This window comes from Endozoicomonas sp. SESOKO4, from assembly GCF_024606275.1.
The window spans coordinates 1-10823 of the sequence record NZ_JAHHPS010000493.1; the positions used below are offsets into that span (position 1 = coordinate 1).

11 protein-coding genes are annotated in these 10823 nt (G+C 48.1%); 4 read left to right on the top strand and 7 right to left on the bottom strand.

Going from position 1 to position 10823, the window contains the following annotated elements; genetic code table 11:
• The 4 genes from KDK16_RS09415 to KDK16_RS09430 form a co-directional block, all read right to left on the bottom strand.
• Positions 1-544 (bottom strand): aminotransferase class IV (locus tag KDK16_RS09415; protein ID WP_257275774.1); only part of this gene is annotated, 544 nt, incomplete at its 3' end.
• A 367-nt stretch (positions 545-911) separates the two neighbouring features.
• The gene (gene glnE, locus KDK16_RS09420; RefSeq protein ID WP_257275780.1) at positions 912-3734 is read right to left on the bottom strand and encodes a bifunctional [glutamate--ammonia ligase]-adenylyl-L-tyrosine phosphorylase/[glutamate--ammonia-ligase] adenylyltransferase; all 2823 of its coding nucleotides are present in this window, start codon (positions 3732-3734) and stop codon (positions 912-914) included.
• Positions 3727-3861 (bottom strand): hypothetical protein, encoded by a 135-nt coding sequence (locus KDK16_RS09425; RefSeq protein ID WP_257275775.1) that lies wholly within the window; start codon positions 3859-3861, stop codon positions 3727-3729. The genes glnE and KDK16_RS09425 overlap by 8 nt, the downstream gene beginning before the upstream one ends.
• Positions 3861-4739, bottom strand: a complete 879-nt coding sequence (locus tag KDK16_RS09430) for a LysR family transcriptional regulator (RefSeq protein WP_257275776.1) — start codon at positions 4737-4739, stop codon at positions 3861-3863. Before KDK16_RS09430 ends, KDK16_RS09425 begins: the two co-directional genes overlap by 1 nt.
• Positions 4740-4845: 106 nt before the next feature.
• Here KDK16_RS09430 and KDK16_RS09435 point away from each other — a divergent pair, with 106 nt between their 5' ends.
• The gene (locus tag KDK16_RS09435) at positions 4846-5526 is read left to right on the top strand and encodes a pirin family protein (protein WP_257254100.1); all 681 of its coding nucleotides are present in this window, start codon (positions 4846-4848) and stop codon (positions 5524-5526) included.
• 30 nt (positions 5527-5556) lie between these two features.
• Positions 5557-6177, top strand: coding sequence for an isochorismatase family protein (locus KDK16_RS09440; protein WP_257254101.1), 621 nt, complete (start codon positions 5557-5559; stop codon positions 6175-6177).
• 37 nt (positions 6178-6214) lie between these two features.
• On the opposite strand, the gene KDK16_RS09445 is transcribed toward KDK16_RS09440, so the two are convergent.
• Together KDK16_RS09445 and KDK16_RS09450 are read right to left on the bottom strand one after the other, a co-directional pair.
• On the bottom strand, positions 6215-7819 hold the full coding sequence (locus KDK16_RS09445; RefSeq protein WP_257275777.1) for a hypothetical protein: 1605 nt from the start codon (positions 7817-7819) through the stop codon (positions 6215-6217).
• A 34-nt stretch (positions 7820-7853) separates the two neighbouring features.
• Positions 7854-9512: a hypothetical protein gene (locus KDK16_RS09450; protein WP_257254103.1), complete on the bottom strand. Its 1659-nt coding sequence runs from the start codon at positions 9510-9512 to the stop codon at positions 7854-7856.
• 248 nt (positions 9513-9760) lie between these two features.
• Between KDK16_RS09450 and KDK16_RS09455 the strand changes: the two genes are divergently transcribed.
• The gene (locus KDK16_RS09455; protein ID WP_257254105.1) at positions 9761-10111 is read left to right on the top strand and encodes a hypothetical protein; all 351 of its coding nucleotides are present in this window, start codon (positions 9761-9763) and stop codon (positions 10109-10111) included.
• A gap of 204 nt (positions 10112-10315) precedes the next feature.
• On the opposite strand, the gene KDK16_RS09460 is transcribed toward KDK16_RS09455, so the two are convergent.
• Entirely contained in the window at positions 10316-10567 is a 252-nt protein-coding gene (locus KDK16_RS09460; RefSeq protein ID WP_257275778.1) for a hypothetical protein, read from the bottom strand.
• 19 nt (positions 10568-10586) lie between these two features.
• Here KDK16_RS09460 and KDK16_RS09465 point away from each other — a divergent pair, with 19 nt between their 5' ends.
• A complete protein-coding gene (locus KDK16_RS09465; RefSeq protein WP_257275779.1) occupies positions 10587-10802 on the top strand; it encodes a hypothetical protein in 216 nt (71 codons plus the stop codon).
• Positions 10803-10823 lie beyond the last annotated feature (21 nt).

The window sequence follows — 10823 nt, forward strand, 5'->3', positions numbered from 1 at the left end:
CTTCACAGCCACTGTCCAGGGCTTCACGCAGTGCCAGCATGGAGTTCATGTAGTTACCATTCGCCTTGGCCTTGCACATGGTGATGTTGACGTGGTGACGGGTGTAGGAAGAGGTACGGATTTTGATACCTTTTTCTTTGGCATCCGGGTCCATGTAGGAAGGCCAGTTCCATGCTGCAATGATACAATGAACCGTTAGTCCTTCTGCACGAAGGCCCATGCCTTCAGAGCCCAGGAAGCACATGGGGCGGAGATAGGCACTGTCCAAACCGTTTTCACGAACCACCAGCTTTTGAGCTTCGATCAGCTCTTCACGGGAGTAAGGGATCTTCATCCCCAGAATGTGGGCACTTCTGAACAGTCGGTCAGTATGCTCTTCCAGGCGGAAAATAGAGGGGCCCTTGTCGGTGTTGTAGGCTCGAACACCTTCAAAGACGCCCATGCCATAGTGCAGGGTATGGGTCAGAACGTGGGTTTGTGCTTCTCGCCATGGAACCAGCTTGCCATCAAACCAAATAACGCCATCTCTATCGGCGAAGGACATGCGAAAACTCCCGATGCAATCCAGTTATTTCAACCATGAGAATGCGGCTATGTTCATGGTCAACGGGGCAGCCTTGTTTTCTCATGGTGGTATTGTGATTTTATTGAAGACCCTGTTTTTTGTGAAAGTCTATTCGTTGCTTTGGGCGACGGCAGTCTTTCTATGCTCATGCTATCTATGCTCACGGCTGTTTCGTGCTCATGGCTACTCAGCCGGGTGGGTCTCAGGCCTGGCTGGCAGGCCGCTGTGGATAGGGCGACCATGATTCTGTCTGTGCTTCGGTAATCGGCAGGCAGATGGGTATTGGATCATACTTTGCTGATGATTCCAAACCGCTGAGCCTGTCGCAAGCGCTGCGCCGGGACATTCATTCCATCCATTGTTGCCAAAGTGCTTCAACCTGTCGGGTGAAGGGCTCTACCCGGAGGATGTCCACAAAGGATGGCTCGTTTTGCAGAGCTTTTAAGTGAGCCGCTTTTCTCAGGAATTTATAAGCTTCTCTGAGTCCTTCAGCTTCACGGGCAGTCAGGTAGCCGGCTTTTTCCAGTGACTCCGAGATTCGAATGTTATCCGTGAAACGCGCAACCTCGGGGTGAGAGTGTGCATGGGCTAATACGGCGTATTGCATCAGAAACTCGATATCGACAATGCCGCCGCGATCATGCTTTAGATTGAAGAGGGGTTGGACTCGTTTATCCCGTCGGGATTTTGTCAGATGTTCTTTCATCTTTCGACGCATCTTGATGACCTCTTCTTTTAAGGTCGCAGGCTCCCTGTCAGTAGCCAGAATGCTTTTTCGCAGTGATTCAAATTGTGCTGTCAGCTGTTTATCGCCAGCCACTGCCCTGGCTCGGACCAGAGCCTGATGTTCCCAGGTCCAGGCTTCATTGCGCTGGTACTTTTCAAAAGACGTCAGTGAGCTGACCAGCATTCCGGAAGCACCGGAAGGACGGAGACGCATGTCGACTTCATAGAGTCTTCCGGAAGGGGTTTGAGCAGTGAGGATGTGTATGATTCTCTGACCCAGTCGTGTGTAGAATGTGGAGCTTTCTATAGGGCGCGGGCCGTCTGTTTCTTTATGGGTGGCACCATTATGCACGAACACCAGATCCAGATCTGATCCAGGGCCAAGTTCAATGCCGCCGAGTTTGCCGTAGCCAATGATGATAAAGCCGGGGTCACAGATAGAACCGTCTTTACCCGCAGGATGTCCGTGCCGCTCAATCATGGTTTTCCAGGCAAGGCCGACCACCTGATCCAGCAACGCTTCGGCAATCCAGGTCAGATAATCACTTTCCTTCATTAAGGGTAATGTCCCTGCGACCTGTGCTGTCGCTACTCTCAACAGATGTGACATCTTAAAGTAGCGCAGTGCTTCCATCTGGGCTTCCAGATCATCTTCCGGAATATGCGTCAGTTGTTGTCTGAGATCTTGCTCAAGTTCCGCCTTTTCGGGTGGGTTATAAAGGTCACCGATATCCAGGAACTCATCCAGCAAGGCCGGGTGCCGGGCGATTTGGTCTGCTATCCAGGGGCTGGCTATGCAGAGGCTGATGAGGTGTTCCAGTGCTTTGGGGTTTTCCATCAGTAGAACCAGATAAGCTGTTCGGCGCAAAACGCTTTCAATAAGAGGAAGGATGCGTATCAGAGCCAGATCAGGTTGTTCACTTTGACCAATGTGCTCCAGTAGTGACGGCATGAAATGATCGAGTCGCTCACGGCTTTGGCGGCGGATTCTGGTAATGGCTTTGCCATCCCTGAGCGCTAACAGGCGTCGCCTCGACGCTTGTGGCTCTGAAAAATGGTTCTCCTGAAACTGTTTTAATTCCTCGTCTTCGGTGAGGTTGCACTGCCACAGCAGTTTCCAGTGCTCCTGTACCGTCTGCTGTTGATCGCTGGATGTTTCCGGTACAGACACGACTTCGTCAAAGTGGCTGACGACTTGCTCCCTGTGAACATCCAGCGTACTCATCAGGGAAGGCCAGTCCTGATGTCCCATGCTAAAAGCAATTCTTTCCTGTTGCTGGCTGTCCACCGGCAGCTCCTGTGTTTGCCTGTCCTGTAAGGCTTGAATAGCATGCTCAATATTGCGAAGGTAGATATAGGCGTCAGTTAACGCTTGAGTGACTTCTTCTGGCAGGTATTGGGGAGAGAGCAGGCTTAGGATAGTGAGCAACCCCTTCTCCTGTAGACTTCGATCCCGGCCGCCGTGTATCAGCTGGAATGATTGGGCAATGAACTCAATTTCTCTGATGCCGCCAGGACCCAGTTTGATGTTGCCTTCCATGCCTTTGCGCTTCACTTCTCTTTGAATCAGGGTTTTCATATCCCTGAGTGCAGAAATAGCGCTGAAGTCAATGTACCTTCTAAAAGTGAATGGCTTCAAAATGTTGAGCAGATTCTGACCTTCAGGGATATCTCCGGCAATAGCTCTGGCCTTGATCATGGCGTAGCGCTCCCAGTCTCTGCCCTGATCCTGGTAATACTGCTCCATAGCGGAAAAACTCATTGCCAGAGCACCACTGGTACCATAAGGCCTTAGACGCATATCAACCCGAAATACAAAGCCGTCGACTGTCTGGCTGTCTATGACTTTGATCAGACGCTGCCCCAGCCGGATAAAGAACTCCTGATTATCCAGAGAGCGGCTCCCACCGACGGTTTCACCTTTGTGGGGGTAAGTGAACATCAGGTCGATGTCGGAGGAAAGGTTCAGCTCTTGCCCTCCCAGTTTGCCCATGCCGAGTACGATCATCTTTTGTGGTTGAGGCGACTCACCATAAGAAGCACCCATTGGGGTGCCCCAGGTTTTGCAGGCTTCTTGATAGAGCCAGTTTAGTGCCTGATCGACGCAGGCATCGGCCATGGCAGAAAGATCCTGCGTGGTTTCCTGCATGGTGCACAGACGGTTGAGGTCGCGCCAGATGATGTTGACCATCTCCCGGTTTCTATATACCCGAAGTTGATACATCAGGTCGTTTTCGTTGAGTGCTGCGTCCTGAGTGAGCAGGTGAAGTGCCTGTTGGTGCCTGTCAGGTTTGGCTGTTTCTAACCTATCCGGATTCTGGTGGAGTTGGAAAACAAGATCCGGATGCTTCAGGCATTGTTCAAAAGCAAAATCGCTGCCTGCCCAGGTTTTATAAAGTTGAGCGAGAAATGCGGGAGATAATGAGTCAGGCCTGTCAGTCAGGTCTTTTTGTCCGACAGGTTTCCAGAAACTCGTCCCATTGTTTCTTCAGGATGGTTTTTACCGGTGCAGGGCAGTTCATTGGCTCAAGGCTTTTTATCGGCTCAAGGCTGTCATCTGGCAACTCCATTATTGGAAACCCTCTGTTGAAAGGTGGTTGAGCAGTGCTCGAACTTTGGGTGTTGAGCCACGGTGACTGGGGTACAGTGCATATAAGTCGACAGGCTCAAATTGCCAATCGGGAAGAATATTGATGAGTGTGCCTTTTGCCAATTCACGCTTTGCCATATACTCCGGCAGTTCGGTGATGCCCAGTCCTTTGATGGACATTCTCATCAGCATGGAAAAGTCATCGCAGCGCACAGTCGGCTCAAACCTCAAGGTCGCAGTTTCATCTGCGCAAAAGAGATGCCAATCGGGGCTGCGTTCTTTCGCACTCATCAACATTAATGGATGCTCTAACAAGTCACTGGGCGTTTTGATGTTATGTTTTGCAAAACCCGGAGCCGCATATAGACGCAGACGGATGGAGCAAAGTTTTCTGGCAACAAGTCCGGAGTCCGGCAAGTCTCCGATTCTAAACGCCAGATCATACCCTTCTTCAATCAGATCAACACGTCGATTGGTCAAACTAAGATCAAGTTCAACCTCAGGGTAGCATTGACAGTAATGGGCAAGGTGATCGCCAAGTAATGCCTGACCGACACCGAGAGAGGTGCACACTCTAAGGCGCCCTTGAGGTTTTTCTAACATGGATTCCACTGCGCTGCCTGCGGCTTCATATTCCTCTTTGATCCTTTTGCAGTATGTGTAGTAGCGCTGACCGATTTCAGTCAGATGCAGCGTTCTGGTGGAACGCTCCAATAGCCGCACACCCAACTGGGACTCCAGCCGGGTGATCTTGCGGCTGATGTTGGATTTTGGCGTATTCATTACTTCCGCAGCCTGAGTAAAGCTGCCTCTCTCTACTACCGTTGCGAACACCATAAGATCGTTAAGGTCAGTCATTTGTTATCAAATATTGAACAGTGTTGTGTATGAATGAATATATATCAATTTTAGATAACAAACTAATCTAGCTTCATCACTTAACGAAACAATCAAGGATTGAGCGATGGAAATTTTGACATTAGACCAACTGCCACAGGGTGGTTTCGCCGGACTGGAAGAAAAACAGGTCGTTACCGATTATCGGGTATTTGGTGCTCGCAAGCGCCCTGAGACAGCGAATGGTATTGGCAACTTCGTTTATCTTGCTGATGCCAGGTTCTTGCCTCATGGTGAGACAGGTATGCACCCGCATCATGAGATCGACGTCATCAGTGTCATGGCAAAAGGTCGCGTGAGTCATGGTGGATCTCTGGAACATGGAAGAGGCCTGATCACTGGAGAGGCGCAGGCACAACGAGCGGGTGGAGAAGGATTCACACACAACGAAGTGAATCCGGATGGAACGGCCAATCAATTGATTCAACTCTGGGTTTTGCCAGAAACAGAAGGTGAGCCGGCGGGCTACAAAGCTTATACCCCCGAAGCCAACGTCAGGACACGTATTTATGGAGGAAGCAAAAAACAGACGAAAACGTTTGATAGCCACACCGTGATCGAAATGGTTCAGGCTACAGAGGAGTATCAGACACAGCATAGTGGCGAAGTTATGGCTTACCTCAGTACCGGAGAGGCAAGCATCAATGACGAAACCATCCAGGCCGGCACTTTGGTGAGAACGACTGAATTGAACTTTGTCGCCCATCAGGACAGCCAGCTGATCTTAATTTTTACCGAATCTTTCTAATCAAAAAGACATAATAATAAGGACGTGATCATGACCAAAAAATACTCTGAATTTTTAACGCCAGACAACGCTGTATTGGCAATGATTGACCACCAGACAGGGCTGATGGTTGGACTGGGTGATGAACACCCGACCGTGCTGAAAAACAACATTGTCGGTCTGACCAGAACGGCAAAAGCCATTGGCTTGCCATCGGTGGTGACCGCCAGCTTACCCGAGGGGCCAAATGGTCCGGTGATGCCTGAAATTACCGACGTACTGGGTGGGGAAGTGATTGAACGTGAAGGGCAGATCAATGCCTGGGATAGCCTGACGTTTAAGCAAGCGATTGAGAAAATAGGCCGTAAAAAAATCATCATGGCGGGTGTTGTAACCGACGTATGTTTACTGTTTCCGGCCTTGTCCGCCGTCGAAGAAGGCTACGATGTGTACGCTGTGGTCGATGCCTCGGGCACCTGGAATAAAACGGTTCAGGAAGTCACAATACAGCGTTTGACTCAGGCGGGTGTCAAAGTGACGACCTGGGCTTCGGTTCTGGCAGAGCTGATGAACGACTGGCGCAGTGAATACGGTGAAGCATTGGGGAAGGTGTTGGCTGAGCATACGACCAAATATGGATATGTGATGAACAGTTATTTCGCCAGGGGTTAATAATGAGTGGCGAACGCAGCAGTTCGCCACCCAATGGTCATTGGGTGGCGCTATTTTCACAACTTGTTGAAGTAGTGTCCTTATCCGGAATTAAATAGTTTTTAAGCTGGTTTACCAGTCTTTGTAAATGAGTAATATCTTTTATATTCCTTATCGAAGAATAAACAGATTTATAAGTTTCTGTGGGTTCAGTTGTGAAATATACAGAGGGTTCTGTGGGTTCATTATCCCGAGTTATCCAGTTGCCATCTGCATCTTTAAAACAAGCCTCCCGGAAAAGATCAATTGTTTCATCTCGTTTGTTGGCGGAAAGGGCAAAGAAAATTAATGCAAAATTACCAACCGCCTCATACTTGTCTTCCAGGGATGAGCCTTGTTGAAGAATAATGTTTATACGCTCTATCTCTCGACGGGCAATCTTTTCTACAAGAGCCTCTCGATTTGTATACAAACCTTCGATGACATTTCTTGTGAACTGTTGCAAGTTAAAGCTTCTACGTGCGTGAAATGTTCTTGACATCCTGGCTATACGGGCAAGGGAGTGGGTGAAGCCAAAGCGGAAGGTATGGGTACAACTGGCACAATAATCAACCATATATTCATAGTCTTCCTCCAGGGCATTGCACATCGCAGCAGCAAGATGGACATACACGTCGCCAATTTCTTGTTTATCCACGAGCCTCATGCAATTCAGCACATGTAGTATTGGATTAACAAAAAACTTATCCAAAACTTTGAAAGGTATTTCTTCGTCGTCCTCTGAAAGATCAAGGTTGGGTTGATGAGTATTCCGGGACGGGTCATCACCTCCATGACCGAGCAACGGACGAGGTATCGGATGTTCAATCTCTCTTTGAGTATGGGAAGGAGCGTTTTGCTGGCCCCCTCCAGCCAACTCGCTACTACCGGATGGCGGTTGGACTTTACAAACGCCACGGCAGGAACCGACGTAACAATTGAAGCCGTAAGTGTGCTGTTGTTGTTCAGGGCCCTGGTTACCGCCGCCAGAGCCGGAAAACGTAAATCTGAAAAAACAGCCTCTAAGTAGGTTGTTTGATGCAGAGGCCTGCCGACCGGATGATGCTGATGGCGGGTTTTGTTGGCCACTATTTTGTTGGCCACTTTGTTGTTGACCCTGCCCGGGGAGCATCATAGTGATGATTGCAAATGGGTGATCCTGACTTGACTCCGGTTGATCCATCGGCTTGAACTGCGGCAAACAATATCTTTCCAATAGCCAGCCAAGGGTGACAAACACTTCTAATGGTATTCTTGAATAGGGTTTTGCGTTCAGAGCGGCGTCACTGGTGGTCATAATCAGTTCGTTAGCCACCAGAAAATGAGTGGCGTAAATCAATGGCCAGGAGATTGACTCAAAAAAGGAGTTTTTTGCCCCGTAACCGCCAGGTCCGGGTGGGTTGTCATCTGGCAGAAAAGTTGACTCTGCATAGCCGTTTGTGTCGGCAAGGTATAAAGGGTTACCCAATGTATGTTGGTCTGGCTTTATAGAAAAGCTCTCTTTTGAAAAGCTTCCATCCTGTTGAAACCCGACAACCAAATGTCCCTTCAATGATTCGGCCTGACAGACGACAGAGAACCATGAAAACAGTATCAGCAGCGCCATAGTGAACGAGTTTTGCATTAGATCACCTTTGATAGTCTCCTGGAGACCTTTATCATTCACCAGCGGTTTTCCGGTTGGGCTTATTTCCACAACTTGTTGAGGCAGCGCCCTTATCTGGAACTAAATAGTCTGCAAGTTGATTAACGAGTCTTTGTAAATGAGTAGTATCTTTTATATTCCTTACTGAAGAATAAACATATTTATAAGTATCTGTGGGTTCAGTTGTGAACTCTGTGCTGTATTCTGGGGGAGGATTACGGGGTATGCTGTTGCCGTCTGCATCTGTAAAACAAACCTTCCTGAAAAAATCACCTGCTTCTTCTCGTTTGTTGGCGGAAAGGGCAAAGAAAATTAATACAAAATTACCAACCGGCTCATACTTGTCTTCTATGGATGAGCCTTGTTGAAGAACAGTGTTTACACGCTCTGACTCTCGACGGGCAATCTTCTCTACAAGCGTCTGGCGATCTGTATTCAAGCCTTCGATGACATCTACTCTGAACTGATGCAAGTTCAAGTGACGTGAATCAGGTTTTGTTAACAACTCGGCCATACGGCTAAGCGGGTGGCTGAAGCCTAATTCGAAGTTATGGGCACAATTGGCACAACAGTCAACAATACATTCATATTCATTCTCCAGGGCATGGCACATTGCAGCAGCAAGATGTACGTACTCGTCGCTAGTGTCGTGTTTATTCATGAGGATTCTGTAATTCAGAAAATTTAAAATTGGACGAACGAAAAATTCAGATGAAAGTCTGGATAATGTTTTTTCGTCAACACTTGAAGGATCAAATTCTTCAAAATCTGATAACGCCCCGGTTTCTTGATGAGCAATTCTAATAAGACACTCTTCAAGGCTGGGTAAATGAGGATTTCGGGACGGGTCACTACCTATGTTACCGAACAACAGACGAGCTAACCAAGGTTCAATCTCTCTTCGAGCATGGGAAGGAGCGTCTTGCTGGCCCCCTTCAGCTAAATCGCTACTACCGGACGGGCGCTGGAGTTTACAAACGCCATTACAGGAATCGACGTGACAATTTAAACCGTATGTATGCTGTTGTTGTTCAGGGCCCTGGTTACCGTCGTCGCCAGAGCCGGAGAGCATAAACCTGAAAGAAGAGCCTTTGAGTTGCGTGGTTGATCCAGAGGCCTGCTGGCCGGATGATGCTGATGGCGGGTTTTGTTGGCCACTTTGTTGTTGGCCATTTTGTTGTTGCCCCTGCCCGGGGAGCATCATAGTGGTGATCTCAAATGGGTGATCCTGACTTGACTCCGATTGATCCATTGGGTTGAGCTGCAGCGAATCGTCGTTCCAATATCTTTCCAAAAGCCAGCCAACAGCGAAAAATGCTTCCACAGGTATCCATGAATAGGCTTTGGTGTTCAGAGCGGCGTCATTGGTGGTCACAACCCTTTCGTAAGCAACCAGAAAGTGAGCGGCGTGAATCAATGGCCACGGGATCGACTCAAAAAAGGAGGTTTTTACCCCGTAACCGCCAAGATTAAATGGGTTGTCATGAGGAGGAAAAGTTGACTCTGCATAGCCGTTTGTGTCGGCAAGGTATGACGAGTCGCCCGTCAATGATTCGGCTTGGCAAACGGCAGACAGCCACGAAAGCATTAAAAGCAGTACCGCAGAGAATGATTTCTTCATTAGATCCCACATGGATACGTTAATAGTTTGTTGCTCGTAGTGCTCAGGCATTCATTTTCTTGAGAGGAAAGTTAGACTAAGAAGGTGATAGAGCAAAAAAATAAGCGTGTTTTTTTCAAAAACAAACGGTTGCAGCGGGTAAAAAAAACCCGCTACTGCAAAAGAGTCGTGAGCTTTTTTTTGTTCTTTTGTTCGGCATCTTTGGCCTGTCAGAACATTGGCTTTTTGGTCTATTCCTTCCGGGTGGTCGAAACGTCATCCCTGATCTACGCTGTGATTCAGTTTTTGCCGGGGTGGTTATGGAAAAGTCGTTATTCTCAGAGCTAAAGCGCATTGGTATCGATGAAGAGCTGGCCAGCAGGGTCAGTGCTTCCCTTGACCCTGAATACAATGCCAGTAAAAAAGATATACTCGTCTTGCAAGAAGCTATGCTGCAAATCCAAGCACGCACCGATGAACGTTACCACGAACTGAGAATTGATATGCACAAAGGATTCACAGACTTGCGTGCAGAAATAACAGATGTTCGTAACGATGTGGCCACAGTTCGCGCTGAAATGGACTCCATGCACCGGCAATACTGGATTACCTTTGGCGGCCTCATTACCACGATTTTCAGTGTCTTTGCTGTAAACGGGTACTTCCATTAACGCAAAGGCTTATGGGTTGTAGCGGTATTGTACGCATGAAAGTTTTTTTCAGTGAACTTTATAAAAACATCCTTGTCATAGTTAAGGTTGTGTAATTTTTTTGACCCCAGGATCATTAAAAAATTCAGGCGCTGGCTATTAAGATGCTGGCTATTAATTAGTATCAGTGGATTAAGTAATTAAACTTTTCAATCACTGCTGACTTTAACTCGGGCATATATAAAATGGATAGTCCCATTGGGCAAAGTAGCTGCCACCAAAATAAAACTGCAGTAACACATGCAGTTCAATCAGACTCAAATCATTCGTATCCGGGCAAACAGCCGGATCATCAGAAAAAGGATACGCCTGTCTGGCAAGCAGTTCCAGCCGCTCCAATGGTTGCGGCAAGCGACGATGCATTAATAAAACAAAAGAAGCCACTGAGTGATTACATTGGGCATCATTGTCATTCATTACGAAATCTGATTACACAGTGACCACACCGCAACCGGAGGTCTCCCTGTTGCCGGAGAATCTGCTGGATGCAGCAGAACAGAGGCTGCTGTCAATCGCAGAACTTGATGAGATGCAAAGACATATCCGTCTGCAAACAAACGTCACTATTAACGGTAAACCTTGTGAGCTGGAAACACTGCCCGATGACACACCGCTCTTTTACCAAATTGAGCGGAAAGCCCCGTACTTCTAGTTCGGGGATGGATAGCTCGCA

Excerpts from the sequence above, each read along its gene's own strand:
- KDK16_RS09445 (WP_257275777.1), bottom strand. The coding sequence starts at position 7,819 with ATGCAAAACTCGTTCACTATGGCGCTGCTGATACTGTTTTCATGGTTC.
- KDK16_RS09455 (WP_257254105.1), top strand. The coding sequence starts at position 9,761 with ATGGAAAAGTCGTTATTCTCAGAGCTAAAGCGCATTGGTATCGATGAA.
- KDK16_RS09450 (WP_257254103.1), bottom strand. The coding sequence starts at position 9,512 with ATGCCTGAGCACTACGAGCAACAAACTATTAACGTATCCATGTGGGAT.
- KDK16_RS09425 (WP_257275775.1), bottom strand. The coding sequence starts at position 3,861 with ATGGAGTTGCCAGATGACAGCCTTGAGCCGATAAAAAGCCTTGAGCCA.
- KDK16_RS09460 (WP_257275778.1), bottom strand. The coding sequence starts at position 10,567 with ATGAATGACAATGATGCCCAATGTAATCACTCAGTGGCTTCTTTTGTT.
- KDK16_RS09440 (WP_257254101.1), top strand. The coding sequence starts at position 5,557 with ATGACCAAAAAATACTCTGAATTTTTAACGCCAGACAACGCTGTATTG.
- KDK16_RS09430 (WP_257275776.1), bottom strand. The coding sequence starts at position 4,739 with ATGACTGACCTTAACGATCTTATGGTGTTCGCAACGGTAGTAGAGAGA.
- KDK16_RS09435 (WP_257254100.1), top strand. The coding sequence starts at position 4,846 with ATGGAAATTTTGACATTAGACCAACTGCCACAGGGTGGTTTCGCCGGA.